Annotated in this window: 22 protein-coding genes and 3 pseudogenes; 9 read left to right on the top strand and 16 right to left on the bottom strand. The window is 48.3% G+C overall.

Features of this window, described 5'->3' with window-relative positions:
* Positions 1 to 167: 167 nt before the first annotated feature.
* Positions 168 to 869: pseudogene (locus ACXAF9_RS07025) on the bottom strand (LysR substrate-binding domain-containing protein).
* A 65-nt stretch (positions 870 to 934) separates the two neighbouring features.
* Here ACXAF9_RS07025 and ACXAF9_RS07020 point away from each other — a divergent pair.
* Positions 935 to 1,336 (top strand): annotated as a pseudogene (locus tag ACXAF9_RS07020) (TonB-dependent receptor plug domain-containing protein); the annotation flags it as partial.
* Positions 1,337 to 1,378: 42 nt separating this feature from the next.
* Here the strand turns inward: ACXAF9_RS07020 and ACXAF9_RS07015 are convergent.
* A complete protein-coding gene (locus tag ACXAF9_RS07015; protein ID WP_475072178.1) occupies positions 1,379 to 2,089 on the bottom strand; it encodes a hypothetical protein in 711 nt (236 codons plus the stop codon).
* Positions 2,090 to 2,563: 474 nt separating this feature from the next.
* Here ACXAF9_RS07015 and ACXAF9_RS07010 point away from each other — a divergent pair, with 474 nt between their 5' ends.
* The gene (locus tag ACXAF9_RS07010) at positions 2,564 to 2,785 is read left to right on the top strand and encodes a hypothetical protein (protein WP_475072176.1); all 222 of its coding nucleotides are present in this window, start codon (positions 2,564 to 2,566) and stop codon (positions 2,783 to 2,785) included.
* Positions 2,786 to 2,825: 40 nt separating this feature from the next.
* On the opposite strand, the gene ACXAF9_RS07005 is transcribed toward ACXAF9_RS07010, so the two are convergent.
* The 3 genes and pseudogenes from ACXAF9_RS07005 to ACXAF9_RS06995 all read right to left on the bottom strand — a co-directional run bounded on the left by ACXAF9_RS07005 (position 2,826) and on the right by ACXAF9_RS06995 (position 4,400).
* Positions 2,826 to 2,972, bottom strand: a complete 147-nt coding sequence (locus ACXAF9_RS07005) for a hypothetical protein (protein WP_475072174.1) — start codon at positions 2,970 to 2,972, stop codon at positions 2,826 to 2,828.
* Positions 2,973 to 3,103: 131 nt separating this feature from the next.
* A pseudogene (locus tag ACXAF9_RS07000) lies at positions 3,104 to 3,436 on the bottom strand (YnfA family protein).
* A 97-nt stretch (positions 3,437 to 3,533) separates the two neighbouring features.
* The gene (locus ACXAF9_RS06995; protein ID WP_475072172.1) at positions 3,534 to 4,400 is read right to left on the bottom strand and encodes an SDR family oxidoreductase; all 867 of its coding nucleotides are present in this window, start codon (positions 4,398 to 4,400) and stop codon (positions 3,534 to 3,536) included.
* Between the two features lie 106 nt (positions 4,401 to 4,506).
* Between ACXAF9_RS06995 and ACXAF9_RS06990 the strand changes: the two genes are divergently transcribed.
* From ACXAF9_RS06990 to arsJ, 4 genes are all read left to right on the top strand, one after another.
* A complete protein-coding gene (locus tag ACXAF9_RS06990) occupies positions 4,507 to 5,391 on the top strand; it encodes a LysR family transcriptional regulator (protein WP_475072169.1) in 885 nt (294 codons plus the stop codon).
* Between the two features lie 131 nt (positions 5,392 to 5,522).
* A complete protein-coding gene (locus ACXAF9_RS06985; RefSeq protein ID WP_475072166.1) occupies positions 5,523 to 5,870 on the top strand; it encodes a metalloregulator ArsR/SmtB family transcription factor in 348 nt (115 codons plus the stop codon).
* A gap of 22 nt (positions 5,871 to 5,892) precedes the next feature.
* Positions 5,893 to 6,903 (top strand): ArsJ-associated glyceraldehyde-3-phosphate dehydrogenase, encoded by a 1,011-nt coding sequence (locus tag ACXAF9_RS06980; RefSeq protein ID WP_475072164.1) that lies wholly within the window; start codon positions 5,893 to 5,895, stop codon positions 6,901 to 6,903.
* Positions 6,904 to 6,905: 2 nt separating this feature from the next.
* Positions 6,906 to 8,141, top strand: coding sequence for an organoarsenical effux MFS transporter ArsJ (gene arsJ, locus ACXAF9_RS06975; protein WP_475072160.1), 1,236 nt, complete (start codon positions 6,906 to 6,908; stop codon positions 8,139 to 8,141).
* A gap of 80 nt (positions 8,142 to 8,221) precedes the next feature.
* Here the strand turns inward: arsJ and ACXAF9_RS06970 are convergent, their stop codons facing one another.
* On the bottom strand, positions 8,222 to 9,718 hold the full coding sequence (locus ACXAF9_RS06970) for a CoA-acylating methylmalonate-semialdehyde dehydrogenase (protein WP_475072156.1): 1,497 nt from the start codon (positions 9,716 to 9,718) through the stop codon (positions 8,222 to 8,224).
* 24 nt (positions 9,719 to 9,742) lie between these two features.
* Positions 9,743 to 11,089, bottom strand: a complete 1,347-nt coding sequence (gene aptA, locus ACXAF9_RS06965) for an omega-aminotransferase AptA (RefSeq protein ID WP_475072153.1) — start codon at positions 11,087 to 11,089, stop codon at positions 9,743 to 9,745.
* A 99-nt stretch (positions 11,090 to 11,188) separates the two neighbouring features.
* Between aptA and ACXAF9_RS06960 the strand changes: the two genes are divergently transcribed.
* Complete coding sequence (locus tag ACXAF9_RS06960; protein WP_475072151.1) at positions 11,189 to 12,088, top strand: LysR family transcriptional regulator; 900 nt, start codon at positions 11,189 to 11,191, stop codon at positions 12,086 to 12,088.
* A 10-nt stretch (positions 12,089 to 12,098) separates the two neighbouring features.
* Here ACXAF9_RS06960 and ACXAF9_RS06955 read toward each other — a convergent pair whose 3' ends face one another.
* From ACXAF9_RS06955 to ACXAF9_RS06935, 5 genes are all read right to left on the bottom strand, one after another.
* Positions 12,099 to 12,935, bottom strand: coding sequence for an amidohydrolase family protein (locus ACXAF9_RS06955; RefSeq protein WP_475072147.1), 837 nt, complete (start codon positions 12,933 to 12,935; stop codon positions 12,099 to 12,101).
* Between the two features lie 14 nt (positions 12,936 to 12,949).
* Positions 12,950 to 14,128 carry an MFS transporter gene (locus ACXAF9_RS06950; protein ID WP_475072144.1) on the bottom strand — a complete coding sequence of 393 codons (1,179 nt, stop codon included), beginning with the start codon at positions 14,126 to 14,128 and terminating at the stop codon, positions 12,950 to 12,952.
* A gap of 106 nt (positions 14,129 to 14,234) precedes the next feature.
* Complete coding sequence (locus ACXAF9_RS06945; protein ID WP_475072142.1) at positions 14,235 to 14,528, bottom strand: GFA family protein; 294 nt, start codon at positions 14,526 to 14,528, stop codon at positions 14,235 to 14,237.
* Entirely contained in the window at positions 14,477 to 14,632 is a 156-nt protein-coding gene (locus ACXAF9_RS06940; protein WP_475072140.1) for a GFA family protein, read from the bottom strand. Before ACXAF9_RS06940 ends, ACXAF9_RS06945 begins: the two co-directional genes overlap by 52 nt.
* Before the next feature lie 21 nt (positions 14,633 to 14,653).
* Positions 14,654 to 14,899 (bottom strand): cupin domain-containing protein, encoded by a 246-nt coding sequence (locus tag ACXAF9_RS06935; RefSeq protein WP_475072138.1) that lies wholly within the window; start codon positions 14,897 to 14,899, stop codon positions 14,654 to 14,656.
* Between the two features lie 132 nt (positions 14,900 to 15,031).
* Between ACXAF9_RS06935 and ACXAF9_RS06930 the strand changes: the two genes are divergently transcribed.
* Positions 15,032 to 15,304, top strand: coding sequence for a TIGR03643 family protein (locus ACXAF9_RS06930; protein WP_475072136.1), 273 nt, complete (start codon positions 15,032 to 15,034; stop codon positions 15,302 to 15,304).
* Positions 15,305 to 15,831: 527 nt separating this feature from the next.
* Here the strand turns inward: ACXAF9_RS06930 and tmpT are convergent.
* A complete protein-coding gene (tmpT, locus tag ACXAF9_RS06925) occupies positions 15,832 to 16,467 on the bottom strand; it encodes a thiopurine S-methyltransferase (protein ID WP_475072134.1) in 636 nt (211 codons plus the stop codon).
* A gap of 72 nt (positions 16,468 to 16,539) precedes the next feature.
* On the opposite strand from tmpT, the gene ACXAF9_RS06920 reads away from it, so the two are divergent.
* On the top strand, positions 16,540 to 16,929 hold the full coding sequence (locus ACXAF9_RS06920) for a helix-turn-helix domain-containing protein (RefSeq protein WP_475072131.1): 390 nt from the start codon (positions 16,540 to 16,542) through the stop codon (positions 16,927 to 16,929).
* Between the two features lies 1 nt (position 16,930).
* On the opposite strand, the gene ACXAF9_RS06915 is transcribed toward ACXAF9_RS06920, so the two are convergent.
* Genes ACXAF9_RS06915 through ACXAF9_RS06905 form a run of 3 tightly spaced genes read right to left on the bottom strand, consistent with a single transcriptional unit; the run spans position 16,931 to position 18,885 of the window.
* Positions 16,931 to 17,350 carry a GNAT family N-acetyltransferase gene (locus ACXAF9_RS06915; RefSeq protein WP_475072129.1) on the bottom strand — a complete coding sequence of 140 codons (420 nt, stop codon included), beginning with the start codon at positions 17,348 to 17,350 and terminating at the stop codon, positions 16,931 to 16,933.
* Between the two features lie 40 nt (positions 17,351 to 17,390).
* Positions 17,391 to 18,581 carry a BaiN/RdsA family NAD(P)/FAD-dependent oxidoreductase gene (locus ACXAF9_RS06910; RefSeq protein WP_475072127.1) on the bottom strand — a complete coding sequence of 397 codons (1,191 nt, stop codon included), beginning with the start codon at positions 18,579 to 18,581 and terminating at the stop codon, positions 17,391 to 17,393.
* A 16-nt stretch (positions 18,582 to 18,597) separates the two neighbouring features.
* Complete coding sequence (locus ACXAF9_RS06905) at positions 18,598 to 18,885, bottom strand: hypothetical protein (protein WP_475072125.1); 288 nt, start codon at positions 18,883 to 18,885, stop codon at positions 18,598 to 18,600.
* Between the last annotated feature and the right edge of the window lie 15 nt (positions 18,886 to 18,900).

Below are 18,900 nucleotides of genomic sequence, written 5' to 3'. Positions count from 1 at the left end.
CTCCTTCATACAGCCGCTCTCCGCTATAAAATATAATCTATGAATAGTCTTTTTGATTACAGAGGACGATGGAAGTTTATTTACACTTTTTTACATACTTTACACAGGTTGCGGGAGAAAAAACCGCATTTTTGTGCAGGAAAACTGAACAGTACATCCTAAAATTGCTAAGCCACATGTTGTGACGGCGCATACGCCTCTACCCACTCCATCGGGATGGGCTCACGAATGTAGCGAATAAAGCGGCGCATCTTTCTCGACTGTTGGCCATGCGGATAAACCATATACACACCCAGCTCAGGCCCCTTCCACTCCGGCAGACAGATCTCATAAATATCGGGGTGATGACGTAACCGCGCACCGGCAATCCAAGTTGGTAATAGGCCCAATCCAGCCCCTCGGCTGATCGCATCACCTTGCAACACAAGTCGATCTACCATCAAACGAGAGCTAGGTAAGGTTACCGATTACTCACCGTGTAGCGGATGGCTAAAGGTCAATGAGTCGATGCCCGTTTGTGTTACATCAATCCATTTATGACTGGCTAAATCTGTGGGTTTAGACGGTCTGCCATAGCGGTCTAGGTAATCCGGATGCGCATACAACTTTTGCTCCAGAGTCCCGATACATTCAGAGCGCATCATAGTTTGAGGCTCTTGGCCTACCCAAATGCTTAAGCCATCTAGCTCGATCTGATCCGTATTAATCAGCTGAGAGCGCAGATTCACACGAAGCTCTGGATGCGCCTCAATAAACCGACTTACCAAAGGTGCAAACCAGGATCGGATCAACGCATCGTGACACGAAAGCGATAACTCGCCGGAGACCTCATCGTGTAATTCATCCAGTTCGGCCTTACCGTTATCCATCATTTTGACAATGTCTAAAGCGTACCTATAAAACAGGTACCCGGCCTCGGTCGGAATTAAGCCATATCACTGGTTACTCAGCAATCGCGAACGCAGCAGAGGAAGACAACATTAATCTTTCACCTGTTGTGGTCACTGCGTCTGGTTATGAGCAAGAAGCCGTAAGCGCCCCCGCGTCGATCAGTGTTATTGACAGCGAGCAGCTGGAAAAAGGTTCCTACACCGATTTAACGGATGCTCTGCGTGATGTCCCAGGTTTGATCATCACAGGCGGAGGCGCCGGCGATAACGGTGTGGACATCAGCTTGCGTGGCATGCCAGCCAACTACACTCTTTTGATGATTGATGATAAGCGTGTAGGCTCACGTGAAAGCCGCCCGAACGGGAACGCTGGCTACGAGACCGATTGGTTCCCACCGTTAGATGCAATTGAACGTATCGAAGTGGTTCGTGGCCCAATGTCGACCTTCTGTCGTTGTTAGATACGTTTGATCGATCGCTACGGCCCACTAATCCGCATTCATGTCCATAAGCATAAAAAGTGATTCCATCATGGCGGGCGAAGTCGCGATGTAGCCGCCAGTGCTAATCGCTGCTCCAATTGCTTCGGCGCGCTCCCGGTAGGCCTGGCCGCCGAGAAGGCCAGCGACACCCGCTGCCAACAAATCCGGATAGTCCTTCAGTTTTTCCTCACCGAAGTCCAACGCATTTCCCCCCACCCAGTCCACGAGGTACGGATGGCCCAGCACCTTGTTTAACACTGTGTCCGAGGGAAGCGCATCATCCAAAACCACTCTCGACACCTCGCGACGCTCCTCGTCCGACAGCTCGTCCCATGCGGAACGGACACCAGCCGTCCAAGCGTTCATCCGGCTGAGAAAAACATTATCGAGTTCATACCCAACTTGCGCATTGGCGTCCCAGGCGTTTAGGAGTTGCAGCTTGGGGGTGTCCGCAGGGACATCGGTCCAATAGGGTCGCCCCATTCTGACGAGCGTTTCGTATGCATCAATGTCGCGCTGCGTCAGAATCACACCGGACCCTTCAATCGCCCGCAGAACTGGATCTTGCTGATCCCAACGAAGCGACACGGTAGCGCAATCGGCCCCAGCCGCGCCTAGCCTGATTAACTCGCGTGACACATCAACCATGAAGGCCTTGGTCGAAGGAACAGTTTTTGCGTTCGCTAGCTCGACCGCTTGCGCTAAGACCGCATTCATATCGTGACCGTCTGCGCTAGGCAAACGAAACAGACAACCATTCCCGGAAGTCGCTGAATAAGCGCTCTCTTGCGACATGCGCTCTGTCGACTGCAAGGAGTTCTTGACGCTTAATGGGTTCGCCGCATCGCTTTGACACGCAAAACTTGAAAAAACCACAAAAGTCGCAATTTCGAGAGTTCTATATGGGGGAAAAATCGACCGAAACATCACAACTGCCTTACCAGTTAAAACCATGTCGTACAAGTATAAGAAGTATAAACGCTATAGACAAGACATAGTGACAGCTGTATTTGAGTCGGGCTATTACATATATCGAATGGGTAAAACAGTGCTTCTTTCGCTGAGTGAAAAAGCCACTGGTTGAAATTTTATGCTAACGACAACATTATATGACTCAGATGCCATTGGTGGTGTGATTAACGTAATCACCAAAAAAATCAGCCAGAATGGCACGGCAGCTTACAGCAGGAAGTGACTTTCCAAGAAAACGATGACTCAGGCGACTCAAACCAAACCTCCTTCAACCTAGCAGGTCCCTTGATCAAAGATAAGCTCGGCCTTCAGCTTTATGGCCGTCAATACAACCGTAACGAAGATAAGATCTTAAACGGTTACGAAGACAAAGGGCTTCAGAGCTTATCCTCTAAACTGACCTTCACACCTAGGGAAGCTGCGAATAAGTCATTTCCTTAAGCATTCGGCCAAAATATCTTATTGAAAGTAAAGGATTTAATTATTCGTGGTTGTCGAGTGGAGGACTTATTCGCAGCTTTCCTAAACTGCCGAAGTCGTAACTAACCACTTTGGAATATTCAGCAGCGCCTGCCATTTGGCTGGCAACAAGCATCACACCTGCGGCGATGGCTTTCTTAAGGGTCATATCTGTTTCCTCTATATCGTGAACAATGGCGATCCTTTATCACGAATCATTCTCATTATCACACATCAGACGTCCAACGCCTGCTGTTGTTTCAGGGACATTTTGTTCCATAAACTGAAACAGACTTAAGACTACCCACCTCTGGACCCAAACATGATGATCATCATTCCCAAAAGCGCGACACCAGAGCCGATTAGGTCCCAACGAGTGGGCTGGATACCTTCGACACTCCAAAGCCAAATAACGGCCATACCGATGTAAACACCACCATAAGCGGCGTAAACACGATCGGATGCTGTGGGATGAAACGTGAGCAACCAAGCAAAAAGCGCCAAACTGAACGCGACCGGTACCAAAAGCTAGATGGACTTCCCTTCTCGTAGCCAAAGATACGGTAAATAACAACCTATAATTTCCGCTAATGCGGTGAGGGAAAACAGCAAGAGGGTTTTGAGTTCGTGCACCGAAGATGATCCTGGTGAATATAAAAGATCATCCTAACAGCGTTCCGGCACGAACCCGATGAAAAGTTATTTAAGTATCAAACCGATACCTGATCAGTTAAACCGTTTTAACGGTGTTTAGCTGATCCAGTTCCAGCGAGTGGATCAACCCATCTTGGATCGGTTTAATTTGCTCGTTCGCATCATCCGCGCCAAACCCAAGACCCACTACGGTACGACGCGGGCGCTGTCCTTGAGGTTGATCGATTAAGGCTGTGATTGTATCGGCAACGGATTGCGGGTTAGGTGCCGATTCGCTGTTAAACAGCCCCACAATGGTTTCGTTAATGGCAACCGGAATGGCCGACACATGTCCGTAAGATGCGTTTAGTTCCGAGTGCTCCCCAACCAGAGCATTCGAGTACATATTCGTTGGGAAAGCACTTGGCTGTACCAAGGCAATCTCCACCCCTAACTGGGAGAGCTCATAGTAAAAGCTATCTGAGATCGCTTCGATCGCTTGCTTAGAGGCGCCGTATAAACCAAAGAAAGGAAACGTCACTCGGCCTAAAATCGAGCCGATGTTGATGATCAACCCTTCCTTTTGGGCACGAAACGTAGGCAGTGTTGCATTGATCATTCGAAGAACACCATGCACGTTAACGTCAAACATTCTTTGTACCTGCTCTATCGAAAAGCTTTCACTGATGCCCGCCGCTGCAAGCCCTGCATTGTTGATCAGCACATCAATTCGCGATTCGCGTGTCAGTAGCTGGTTAATCGCGAAGCTTACCGACTCATCATCTGTTACATCGAGATCCAACACATGCGCGCCCTGGTGAGTGAGTTGCTCTGCAATGGCTTTGTTTTTGGATTGGGTGTTTCGCATCGTTGCATAAACCTTATGCCCCTTGGCAAGCAAGGCGTTAACCGTCAGTAAACCGAACCCGGAAGATGAGCCTGTAATCAAAATCACTTTAGACATGATGTTCTCCTTTAAATCTCTGTATGAGTGATGGGGCTAGTATCCACTCATGATTTAAAGTAAAAAATAGGACTACTTTCACAGCACTTATGCCAAAACATCACAAATGAAATCCATTCCAAACCTGACCTTATTTAACAAAGTGGTTGAGACGGGTAGTTTTTCAAACGCCGCCCGCTTTTTTGACCTATCCCCTTCCGCTGTATCGAAACAGATATCCCAATTAGAGTCAGAGTTGGATGTACGCCTCTTTCATCGCACCACTCGAAAGCAAAGCCTGACCGAAGCTGGGACGATCTATTATCAATACAGTCAAAGAATTCAGGCCGAATCCGAAGCGGCCTTAGTCGCGGTAAAGCAGTTAAGTGATGAGCCAAGCGGCATATTGCATGTGGCACTGGAGAAAGACTTTGCCCAGACCTTTATCCAACCCTTGTTGCCTGCTTTTTTTAATCTCTACCCTAAGATAAAGCTGCACCTGAGTATGGACAGCCACAATGTTGACCTTATCGAACACGCCATCGATATCGCCATACGCGTTGGCAGCCTAACCGACTCCAATATTATTGCCCGCAAACTGATGAGTAGCCCATCGGTTGTATGCGCAAGCCCCAACTACTTTGCAAAACACTCCAAACCAACCGCGCCAGACCAACTTAGCCAACACAACTGCTTATCCTTTAGGCCGCACTCTCATCAACTGGAGTGGCATCTAAGTATTGGTGGGGTTGAAACGCGAGTGCCGGTTAGCGGCAACCTACGAGCCAACAGCTTGGCCTTCTTGAAAGAGGCTGCGCTCTCTGGGCTTGGCGTGATATTCGTGCCTAAATGGTTTGTCCAATCTGAGCTTACATCCGGCGCATTGGAGGCATTGCCGTTTACCTCCCGAGAAACACCGGTGTACGCACTGTTTACCCATAAAGAGCATTTAGCCCCCAAAATTCGCGTGTTTCTCGACTTTTTAGCCGAACACCTCTCCTCAGAAAGCTGAGTTGACAAGCCTTAAATAAATATACGATTATTCGTATATTCTTTTTTTCATATATTTGACACGGATTTGTCATTGCTAAAGGTTAGCTTTGAAAAGCGGGTCGACTGACGATCTAGGAGGCTGCTTCACCCATGTCACCGGTACAGTTTTACAAATGCCTTGCAGACGAAACCCGTTTGCGATGCCTCTTGCTGATCACTCAAGAGCAGGAACTGTGTGTCTGCGAGCTGATGGAAGCCGTTGGTGAAAGCCAGCCGAAAATCTCCCGTCATTTAGCGCAACTTAGAAAATGCGGGCTGTTAAAGGATCGCCGCCAGGGGCAATGGGTGTTTTACAGCCTAAGTGCAGAGCTACCCGCTTGGTGCCAATCGGTACTGAAAGAAACACTGGCACACAGTGCTGATTTTCTGGCGATCAATACTCAACAACTTAACGCCATGGGCGAGCGACCAGAGCGCTCACAATCGTGCTGCGTTTAACAGAATTACATACGAGGTCGATATGACAATCAAAGTAGGTATTAATGGTTTTGGCCGCATGGGCCGTTTGTCGTTTCGTGCAGCCTTCGATTGGGCTGACGTTGAGTTTGTTCAGATTAACGACCCTGCCGGTGACGCGGCTACCCTTGCCCACCTGCTAACCTTTGATTCCGTGCATGGTCGTTGGCACCACGAAGCACAAGCTGAGGGGAACGAGATCACCATTAATGGGCAGCGCATTCGCTGTTCGCAAAACAAGGCGATTAGCGATACGGACTGGTCAGGGTGTGATGTCGTCATAGAAGCCAGCGGCGTTATGAAAACAAAAGCCCTTTTACAAGCGTATCTGGATCAGGGTGTGAAGCGCGTTGTTGTGACGGCACCGGTCAAAGAGGATGGCGTACTGAATGTGGTGATGGGGGTTAATGATGATCTTTACTCCCCAGCCGATCACCCCATCGTTACGGCCGCCTCTTGCACCACCAACTGTTTGGCGCCGGTGGTCAAAGTGATTCACGAAAACTTGGGTATCGTGCACGGCTCTATGACCACCATCCACGACATCACCAACACCCAAACGATTTTGGATGCGCCTCACAAAGATTTGCGTCGCGCGCGTGCTTGCGGTATGAGTTTAATCCCAACAACCACTGGCTCCGCAACAGCCATCACGCACATATTCCCTGAGCTAAAAGGCAAACTTAATGGGCACGCCGTTCGTGTGCCTTTGGCTAATGCATCCTTGACTGACTGTGTTTTTGAGGTGAGCCGACCAACAACCGAATCAGAAGTAAATCAATTACTTAAAGACGCTTCTGAAACGTATCTTCAAGATATTTTAGGCTTTGAAGAGCGCCCGCTAGTATCGATCGATTATAAAACCGACCCACGCTCCAGCATCATCGATGCCTTGTCGACCATGGTGGTTAACGGTACACAAGTGAAGCTGTACGTGTGGTATGACAACGAATGGGGCTATGCGAATCGCACCGCCGAACTGATGCGACTTGTCGGTCAAAAGGATCTCGCGTAATCATGTTAGGCGCAGCACAGCTGTCACCTGAAATCCGTCAATACATCTTAGTAACGGGTAATTATTGGGCGTTTACCTTAACCGATGGTGCGCTTCGGATGCTGGTTGTGCTGCACTTTCATGGTTTGGGGTTTAGCCCACTTGAGATCGCCATGCTCTTCATCTTTTACGAGGTGTTTGGGGTCATCACTAATCTGGTCGGCGGTTGGTTAGGTGCGCGTTTAGGGCTCAACAAAACCATGAACCTTGGGCTGTTTTTGCAAATTGTCGCACTATCGATGTTGATGGTCCCCGTGGCCGCGCTCACAGTGCCTTGGGTGATGGCCGCACAAGCACTCTCGGGGGTGGCAAAAGACCTCAATAAAATGAGCGCGAAAAGCTCGATTAAACTGCTAGTGCCTAAAGAGGCCGAAAGCCAGCTGTATAAATGGGTCGCCCTGCTCACTGGCTCTAAAAATGCGCTCAAAGGTGTCGGCTTCTTTTTGGGCGGTGCGCTTTTGACCGTACTCGGTTTTTTCGGGGCGGTGCTCAGTATGGCGATCATGCTCACCGTAATCTGGGTGTTTAGCCTTATTTGCCTCAAGCAGGATTTAGGCAAGGCAAAGCAGAAGCCTAAATTTACGGATCTCTTTTCCAAAAGCCGATCGATCAATGTGCTCTCGGCTGCGCGACTCTTTCTCTTTGGTGCTCGTGATGTGTGGTTTGTGGTGGCTTTACCTGTGTACCTGGCCAGCACACTACATTGGGATCACTGGTACGTAGGCGGCTTTCTTGCGTGCTGGGTCATCGCTTATGGCATCGTTCAAGGCTTTTCCCCTGCCATCACTGGCAAGCGTAAAGACACTGTGCCGAATGGTCGTCACGCGGTGGGTTGGGCAGCTTTACTTGCGTTGTCACCTGCAGCCATCGCTCTACTGCTTACGTTTGACTGGCACCCGGCCATCAGCGTCATTGCAGGGCTCATGGTGTTTGGCGCTCTTTTTGCGATCAACTCGTCCCTTCATAGTTACTTAATCGTCAGCTTTGCAGGACGTGACGGCGTGTCGTTGGATGTTGGCTTTTATTACATGGCCAATGCCATGGGGCGTTTGATTGGGACGGTATTATCCGGCTGGATCTATCAAGAACATGGCTTAATCGCCTGCTTGTGGGTCTCGGTCTTATTTCTTGTGATTACCGCGTCGATCTCGTTTGCATTGCCCAATAAAAAAGCGCCCAGCGTGGGCGCAAAAGTCTGATGGCTGATCCCACCTATCGGACGTAATCGGCACCGGTGATATCAATGGTTTGACTGATCGCGTGTTACGTAAGGGGTGGATCAATTGCTTGGGAAGGCAAACTGAGCTGTTTCTTTTTGTTTCGCCGCAGGCCAGCGTTGAGTAATCGTTTTGCGGCGCGTATAGAAACGCACACCGTCTGGGCCGTAAGCATGAAGATCGCCAAACAATGAGCGCTTCCAACCGCCAAAGCTGTGATAGGCCACAGGCACTGGCAGTGGTACATTCACCCCTACCATGCCGACTTCAACTTCATCACAGAAGATCTCGGCGGCTTCGCCATCACGTGTAAAGATGCACGTGCCGTTGCCGTATTCATGCTCGTTGATCAGTGCGATGCCCTCGTCTAATGAGTTCACACGCACTACGCACAACACAGGACCAAAGATCTCTTCTTGGTAGATCGACATCTCAGGCGTTACATGATCAAACAAGCAGCCACCTAAGAAATACCCTTGCTCATTACCCGATACCGACAAACCGCGTCCATCCACCACGAGGGATGCGCCACTTTCGACACCAGCATTTACAAAGCCGATTACCTTCTCTTGATGTGCTTTAGTAACCAGTGGCCCCATATCCAAGCCACACTCGGTACCAGGGCCCACTTTCAATGCTTTAACCACTGGGCTGATTTGCGCCACCAATGCGTCGGCGACTTCATCACCCACACACACCGCCACCGAGATCGCCATGCAGCGTTCACCGCAAGAGCCATAGGCCGCACCCATTAAAGCATTTACTGCGTTATCCAAATCCGCATCGGGCATCAAAATCGCGTGGTTCTTTGCACCGCCTAATGCCTGAACACGCTTACCGTGTTTGGTACCTTCTGAGTAGATGTACTCGGCTATCGGGGTCGAGCCTACAAAGCTCAGCGCGCCAACTTCCGGTGCTTTAATCAGTGCATCCACGGACTCTTTACCGCCGTTAACCACGTTAAGTACGCCTTTTGGCAGCCCAGCTTCGTGTAAAAGGTCAGCTATGTACAAGGTCGAGCTTGGGTCACGCTCCGACGGCTTTAAGATAAAGCAGTTACCGCACACAATCGCGAGAGGGTACATCCAAAGCGGAACCATCGCCGGGAAGTTAAACGGAGTGATCCCTGCCACAACGCCAATCGGTTTAAAGTCACTCCATGAGTTAATCGATGGGCCAGCAAAGCGGTTATATTCACCTTTTAACAGCTCCGGCGCACCACACGCGTACTCTACGTTTTCGATACCCCGCTTTAATTCACCTAACGCATCTTCAATGGTTTTACCGTGCTCCTCACTGATCATTCGCGCAATGGTGTCACTGTTTTTTTCAAGCAACACTTTAAAGTTGAACATCACCTGAGCACGTTTAGCCGGTGGAGTTTTACGCCATGCTGGGTACGCGGCCGTTGCTGAGTCGATCGCTTTTTGCATAAACGCATCGTCCGCTAACTCAACTTTGTGGATCGCATCCCCCGTAGATGGGTTAAACACATCAGCGGTGCGCAGTGATGATTCGGCGGTACGTTGACCATCGATCAAATGGGTAATTAAAGCCATCGGGCATTCTCCTTAGTAATACGATTAATCCAGTTGGTTGATTACGCTTCCGACAGCGTCAAACAATCGATCTAACTCTTGTGGTTGTGCATTAAACATCGGGCCAAATTGCAAGGTGTCGCCGCCTGAGCGCACGTAAAAACCTTGTTTGTACAACTCCATACTTGCTTCAAACGGGCGAAGGGTCGGGTCCCCATCGCGTGGACGAATCTGAATGGCTCCGGCCAATCCACAGTTACGGATATCCAAAATGTGATCACTGCCTTTGAGTGCATGAAGCTTTTCTTCATAGATGGGTGCTAGTGCCGCTGATTGCTCAACCAGCTGTTCGGATTTCAGCAGTTCCAGTGCCGCAAGCCCTGCTGCACACGCAACTGGGTGGGCCGAATAGGTATAACCATGACCGAATTCAATGCCATGCTCTGGCAACGGTTGATCCATCATGGTGTTGTAGATTTCAGAGGATGCGATGACTGCGCCAAGCGGGATCGCACCGTTGGTAACCTGCTTAGCCACGTTCATAATGTCGGGCGTAACACCGAAATACTCAGCTCCCGTCCATTTGCCCATCCGACCAAACGCGGTGATCACCTCATCAAAGATCAGCAGAATGTTATGTTGATCGCAAATCTCGCGAAGACGCTTCAAGTAGCCCTGTGGTGGGACGATCACACCCGCCGAACCCGACATAGGTTCAACAATCACGGCCGCAATATTAGAGGCATCGTGCAATTCGATTCTTTTTAAGAGCTCGTTCGCTAACGCTTCGCCGCCGGTTTCGGCCATCCCTTTGGTAAAGGCCAAATCCGTTTGCAGGGTATGAGGGATATGATCAACATCCACCAGTGGGCCAAACATTTTGCGGTTAGCGCCGATACCGCCCATGCTGGTGCCGCCCATGTTCACACCGTGATAACCACGGGCACGGCCGATGATCTTCGTTTTGGTCGGCTGCCCTTTAGCACGCCAGTAGGCACGCGCCATCTTTAAAGAGGTATCCGCACTTTCAGAACCGGAACCTGTGAAGAACACATGATCCAACCCTTCTGGGGTCAGTTCGGTGATTTTTTCAGCAAGCTTGAACGAATATGGATGCCCAAATTGGAACGCCGGTGCGTAATCCAAACGCCCTAATTGTTCGGCGACCGCTTTTTGAATGGCCTCTTTACTGTGACCTGCACCGCATGTCCAAAGGCCTGAAAGACTGTCGTAGATTTTTCGGCCCTGTTGATCAAACAGATATCCATCCTTTGCACCCACGATGATTCTTGGGTCTTTTTTAAATTGTCGATTAGCCGAATACGGCATCCAGTGGGCACTCAATTTGAGGTCCGAGTGCACATCAAAATCCGTGGTGAAAGGTGAGTTCATGAGTTCCATCCTCAAATAAGGTTGAATTTCATTCTGCACAAGAGTATTTGTTTAAATAAATACAAAATTACTAAATATTAGTTTTGGTTTTACTTAACTATGAAAAAACACATACTGAATCAAATCGCCGATTACGATTTAAAACTACTTCGTCTTTTTAAAACCGTGGTCGATGCGGGCAGTTTTACGGCCGCCGAAGGTTTATTGGGCATATCTAAATCCGCAATTTCCATACAAATGAGCGACCTCGAAAAACGCTTAGGTATGCGTTTATGCCACCGAGGACGCGGCGGGTTTTCACTGACCAACGAAGGGAGCGAAGTGCTCAGGGCCATCGAAGTTCTGCTTGCAGCGGTTGAGGAGTTTCGTACCGAGGTTAACCAAATCAACAAGGAGCTTAGGGGCGATCTCAACATCGGTATCGTAAACAACTTGGTCACCCAGCCCGAGATGCGCATCACCACCGCCCTCAAAAAGCTAAAAGCCCTAGGCAGTGGCGTGCGCATTAACATCAGCATGAGTACGCCTGCCGAGATTGAGCGCGGCTTGGTGGATGGTCGCTTGCATGTGGGCGTCATTCCGATGAACGCCCCGCTCTCCGGCCTGAATTACCAGTATTTATACGGTGAGCGCTTTCAACTCTATTGCAGCCACGAGCATGTATTGTTTAACAACAACGACACGTTAAAAACTGAGGATCTGTTCCATTACGATGCCGTGATACCCAGTTATCGCATGAGCGCAAAAGCGATCGGGCAGCATCAACTGCTCAACTGCACGGCCAGCGCATCCGACCAGGAAGGGATCGCATTTTTGATCCTAACGGGGAGTTACATCGGCTTTTTACCTTCACATTTTGCCGCGACATGGGTCCAGCAACACAAAATGAAAGTCTTATTAGAAGATACGCTGTTTCACGAAAATGAGCTGGCCGTTGTTACCCGATCGGGCGTTAGGGCTTCGCACATACTGGAATCATTCTTAGGTTTTTTAAGCTAAGTAAGATTCCCTATTGCTCAAACCCAAAGACCCTCGCCGCGTTTACAAACAAATACTTATCCCTAATTTCAGGCTCGGGAAACCAGGCCTCAGCCAGACTCAGTAAAGTGCCATAATCCATCCGGTACGGCGCCATCAGAAATGGCCAGTCGGAGCCCCACAAAATACGGTCTTCACCAAACGCCGATACGATGGCATCCACCATTGGTTTCACATCATTAAACGGATACGCTTCTTTCGAAAACTTAGCAAAGCCCGATAGTTTAATGGCTATATTCGCGTTATCTGAAAGCGATAAAAGCGCTTTAAAGGCCTTTGAGTCCAACCCTGCCGTCACATCCGGGCGGCCGCAATGATCGATCACGACAGTGCACTTTGTCGTCATTAAGGTCTGCTTTAACGCCACGACTTGATCGCCGGTAAACTGCACTTGAGCAATGAGGCCTAACGCGGCCAGTCGCTCAAGCTTATCCGCAAGGTCCGGGTAGTGACCTAGGCCGTAATAAGCGAAGTTATGCGCAATGCTAACAATACCCTGCTGTTTAAGCTGAATCAGCGCTTGATCAGTGATATCAGACGACACAACCGCCATCCCTTTGCACCGCCCATTAGAGCGGCGAATGGCATCAAGTAGTGCTGCGTTATGATCCTCACCGTAAGCTGAATTTGGGCCGACAATCAGCACGTAATCCACCTGATAACTGTTAAGGACGGACTCAAAATAATCGTATGTCGTTATCTCTTGCCCTTCGGGGCTGTATGGCGTCCCTTGGGTGTAAGGAAACTGGTGCGGGTCAAAAATGTGATTATGACAATCAATTTTTCGCGTGGTAAGAATGTACTTCATACGCGCCCTATTCTTTAACGGCTCATCGCTAACTGTTTTACATCGGCTTTGCGAGCTAAGAACAACCCTAGCATCGCAACCACCACTAACGGGATCACGATTAAACTCATCATTTCCCATCCGATGCTGCTGTGCCAGAACCCGGCCAACGCACTGCCTAACCCACTAAAGCTAAAGACCAAGAAGTCGTTCATCCCCTGAACACGCGCTTTATCTGCTGGTGCATAGCATTGGGTTAACAAGGTTGTTGCGCCGATAAAATTAAAGTTCCAACCAATGCCTAATAAGACCAGAGAGGCCATATACACTTCGTAGCTATGCCCCAGTTGGTTTAAACCTGCACAGGCCAATAGCAATACACAACCCATTTGAATGATGGGATACGTACCGTATTTGGCGATCAGCTTGCCCGTAAAAAAGGAGGGTAAAAACATGCCCAACACATGCCACTGGATCACAATGGCTGTATCACCAAAAGCAAAACCATGTTCGTGCATGGATAAAGGTGTTGCCGTCATGATCAATACCATCACGCCATAGCCGATGGCCCCGGCCGCAATGGCACTGAGCAATTTCGGTTGGCAGATCAGTTCATAATGAGGGCGTGGTGTGCCGGTTTTCTCCGCTTGAGTCAGCGGTCTTAAAGGTAATAGAGCTATCAAGACCGTCGTAAATACGTACAACAAAATTAGAACAAAAAATGCCCCTAAATACTGGACATCAGCAAAGAGATGCTCAAACCAGATCGCCATGTTCGGCCCTAGAATCGCAGCAATGACGCCCGCACCCATAATCAAACTGATCGCTTGCGCCGCTTTTTCAATAGGGGCGTGTTCGGTTGCAGCAAACCGGTACTGCTGACCAAATCCAATTGCGACACCTAACAAAAAGGTGGCTACGCAGAAAAGTTCAAATAAGCCGTGCTGAACCGCATAAAACGCTAAATACGCCCCAATAACACCGATGACATTGCCTAATAAAAATCCTTTCTTACGCCCTAGCCGCCCCATAAATAAAGCCGCAGGTAAGGTGCTGATCATCAATCCTAAAAACTGCAACGCGACTGGTAAGGTCGCCATACCCAAGCTTGGAGCAATTTTTTGACCAATCAGCGCAGTAACCGACACCAGTAGAATGTTACCCGTCACCAACAAGGCTTGGCCCAACGCCAGACCCCAAACCACGAAATTCATCTCTATTCATCCATGTAGGTAAATTAGAATTATCTGTTATAAGAGGTTTAAAGCGACCCGTAAAGAGCCGCCTTAGGTGACAGAGTATTGCAGAATTGCAAAGGTCTTATTGCGGAGCAAACATCTCAAAAACTTGCTGTTCTGTCATGGTCGGCGTTTCATTGGTGAACGCGTAATAATCGGGTTTCTTATCAATAAAGACTTGATGAACCATCTTAAACGAGTGATCGGCATCAAAAAGACCAATCGATATAAAATATTGGTTAGTGCCTTTAAGGTGGTAGAAAAGATTGGAACCGCAGGACTTACAAAAACAACGCTCTGCCCATTCAGAAGAAGAGTAACGACCTAGAGTAATTTCCCCTTCGATCTCCACATTACCTTCCGTATGAATGCACATTGAAGGCCCGCCCATTGACGACACATAGCACAATGGCACACACCAAATTCGTCGGTATCCTCAACGGTTATTTTAATGGCTCCGCATAAACATTGACCTTGCATGACTCCCTTCCTCTTTTGGTTTTAGATACTGCCTTCTTTTTCAATCACTAAAATTCGCGCTGCACCCACAGGGTGGGCAACATGCTCGATAGCTACCGATGCGTAGAAGATGTCCCCAACGTGCAGACGTTCTACATAGGTAAGGCCTTCTTTTCGATAATGCATATCCACTTTGCCATCAAGCACAGCGAAGACTTCTTCGCCATCATTGATGTGCCACTTGTAGGGTTGATCCGTCCAATGAAGACGCGTTGTTATCCCGTTCATGCAACATCGAGCGCATCCCACGCTTTTTCAGGTTTAAACTCGCGGCTTTTTATAATCTTCACTGATACCTCCTGCAAGGTGACATCCATAGTGGTTGCTTAAGCGTACAGGTTTCATTTGTACACGATAAGCATGAACATCAACACTATAGACTTTGCCGAGCGCTCGCGCATCATCGAAATGGCCTGGGAAGACCGCACTCCATTTGAAGCGATTCACCACAATTTTGGCCTAACAGAACCCGAAGTCATCAAGCTGATGCAACGCGAACTCACACCAAGAAGTTTCAAACTCTGGCGTGCACGCGTCAGCGGCCGCTTCACAAAACACAAGGCCCTACGCAGCGATGATGTCCTTCGCGGCTATTCCAAGGGGCAGTACAAAATTGGGCATGGTCGTAAATAGACGCCTTTACATTTTCAGTTTGGAATGTTTAACTGCCCCCTGAATTTTTTTTCAAGGAATGGAAAATGTCGCAAGGAACAGCGCAAGCAAAAGTGTCAATTTCAAGTAGACAGCACTAAAACCCGCGGCAATATCTATCTACTACCTAATAAGAAATGAATACAAAATTAACCAAAACGATAAATGCGATTATATTCATAGCAGCGATCTTTGCGATTGCTGCTATGATTAATTTAAACTATCTGTATGCAGAATTCTCTCAGATAGCGCCTGAAAACTATTGCCAAGAAAGCATCTGTGCTCTCTCACTTCTATCTAGCACCTATTTTAAAGTTTTCTCTTACATTGTATTAATCTTATTGTTCGCAAAAAGATTATTCATTAAAAGTATTGCGAGAACATTAATTATTAATACATTAACGCTTTTTGTATTTTTATCTCTTGCGCTTGTTGCTTTCTATAGCTATACAAATTTAATAGTCAATGAAGGCACTTTAATATCAGGCATCTTTTAGGGCTACCCAGCCCTAAATTTTCAAAATCCAACAACTCTCTGTGCAATCCGCTTTGCCCTTCATACCCAAAGGCTCACTCTCACTTTCAAGTATTTGAAGTGTAAAAAACCCTGAATAGTGTTGTTCAACCTCTATATCTGGCACGGAAAATGGTGGGCCAGAAACGATTGTTTGATCATAACAATAGGTAATTAACAACTGCGGGGCGTTGCAGGTCATCTTAAGAAGATGTTCGGTATAGCGCACTCGCATGTCTGGTGGCAGAGCCACTAGTGCTGCACGGTCATAGACGGCATCAACGCGGTGAAGATGGTGCGCCTCTAATCGAAAAAAGTCCCCTACCCATACAGTCAGAGGTCCTGCACAATACCGCTGTAAGCCATCAATGCGTGTTACTTCGGGTTCTAAATTAAGATCGTTAAAAAGCGCTATAACCGCATCTTCATTCAGCTCACAACCGATCACCTTAAGGCCTTGGTTTAACAACCAGTGAATGTCCTTCGTTTTGCCGCACAATGGCACAAATACGGTATCGCCTGTGGTGAGCTTTAGTGACTCAAAATGCCGTACTAAAAAGGCGTTATAGTCGGCCTGATGAAAACCAATCTGCCCAGAAGCCCACTTGTTGTGCCAAAAATCGTGTTCCATATCCGCTAACCCTCGAAATCAATCGACATATAGGTTACAACTTAAAGCATACTTTAAGTCAAGGAGGAAAGGATGGACATCGGCGAGGTTTCTCAACAAACCGGCCTGAACGCATCGACGCTGCGCTATTACGAAGAAAAAGGCCTGATCACGTCTATTGGTCGTAATGGACTGCGTAGGCAGTACTCCCCTACCATTATTGAGCGACTTTCCTTAATTTTGTTGGCAAAACACGCAGGCTTTAGCTTAGAAGAAACCAAAGCATTGATCAGTGAACCACACTTTTTAGATCGAGCACTGATGCAGCAAAAAACTGATCAGCTGGCGCAAAAAATTGAAGAGCTTACCGCGATTCATAACATGCTTACGCACGCGGTTAACTGCCCAGAGGAAAATCAACTTGATTGCGAAAGATTCCAAACCCTGATGAAGCTCGCTCTAAAAAGGGCGAAGAGCACCTAATTCAGTGCTCATTACCCACATAAATCCACATGGGTTCAGTTTGACCCGCGCGCTCAAACCCTAACGCTTTATAAAACCCAATGGCGTCGCCATCGGCTGTGAGCATTTGTTGATGAAAGCCCGCATAACGAGTTTGCATTGCATCCATCATTGCTTTACCTACGCCCTTTCCTTGCCAAGTAGGATCAACCAACATGTGTGGGTAATAAACCACTAGGTAGCCATCGGATATGGCATTGCCGACACCGATCAAAACGCCAGTAGCGCCTCTTGCGGTTACTAATGAGTGCGAGTTGTTCAATGCAGGGATTAACAACTCCGGTTTTTCGGCGGATGACCAGCCATTCGCCGTATATAAATCTACGACTTCGTCCTGCTGTACTGAGTCTTCTAATGAAACGTTATAGTTTGAGGTGTTCATGCACATCCTTGTAAGGTGAAAGTGTTTTCTTGATGATGGCCTAAACCACTTGCCCCGCCGCAAAGCCCGATGCCCAGGCCCATTGGAAGTTGTGGCCGCCTAGGTGCCCAGTCACATCTAAGCACTCCCCAATAAAATAGAGGCTTTGTTGGTTTTTTGCTTCCATCGTTTTTTGCGAGATGCCGTTGGTATCAATGCCGCCTAAAGTCACCTCTGCCGTGCGGTAGCCTTCGGTGCCGGAGGGTTTAACCGACCAAGCATGGAAGGTATTGGCGACCTGTTCCAGCTTAGCGTTACTTTGGTCAGCCATGTTGCCAGAGATAGCGTATAACTCGGCAAAGATCTGCGCCATGCGTTTGCTCATTTTTGAGCTGAGTACCGTAACAATGTCCGCTTTTGGGCGTTCTTCTCGCTGGGCTTTAAGGTAATCCAGCAAGGATTCTTCTGGGAAAAAGTCGATGGTAATCGCATCGCCCGGTGTCCAATAAGATGAGATCTGCAAAATAGCTGGGCCACTCAAGCCGCGATGGGTAAAGAGCATGCTTTCTTTAAACGAGGTGCCGTTACAACTCACCACCACAGGGTGAGACACACCGGAGAGCGGATTTAGCTTATCCAATAGCTCTTTTTGCAGGGTAACCGGCACTAAGGCGGCGGTCGTCGGCGTTACTGTGAGGCCAAACTGTTTAGCAACCTCGTAAGCAAACGGCGTTGCGCCACCATTGGGGATCGATAAACCGCCTGTTGCAATCACAACCGTTTCGGGGTGAATCTCACCAAGGGTCGTTTTTAACGTAAAACCGCCCTCGCTTTTTGCCGTGATCGATTCAACCTTCACTTCGGTTTTGATCGATACACCCGCCCATTCGGCTTCGGTTAACAGCACACGGAGGATTTCGGTGCTTTTCTCGTTACAGAACAGCTGACCTAAAGTCTTTTCGTGGTATTCAACACCGTGACGCTCCACCAGCTCGATAAAATCCTGAACGCGATAACGACTGAGTGCAGATTTACAAAAATGGGCATTGCCAGAGATGAAGTTATCGGGGCCGTTGTGCACATTGGTAAAATTACAGCGGCCGCCACCAGACATTAAAATTTTACGGCCAATCTTATGGGTATGCTCAAGTACCCATACATTACGGCCACGGTAGCCTGCGGTGGCTGCACACATCAAACCCGATGCACCAGCGCCAATGATGACAACATCGGGGTTATTCGTAGAATTCACGTAGATTAAATCTCAATCAGTCTTTGTCAGCGTCGCTTTGCTTTTCTTTTTGCTCGTTCAGCTTGCGGATCTTCTCGGCTAAACGACCACCTTGTTTGGGAGCTTGCTGGTTATCCGCTTCTTGATTGGCTTTTTCTGCCTCTACAGTACGCTGATACACCGATTTGTGCTTTTTCTTTTTCTCATTGTTCTTCTTACGACGACTTTCATAACTATCGTCATCAGCCAGTTTTTCGGCTTTTGAAGGCTTTTGCTCAAGGATGTATTGGCTTACGAAACTGCGTTTTTTCTTTACACGGGACATATGTTCTTACTCTAT

It is taken from the genome of Neptunomonas sp. ABH4_499, assembly GCF_056160565.1.
Note: the sequence above shows the minus strand (reverse complement) of the source record. Positions and strands in the feature narration are given on the sequence as shown.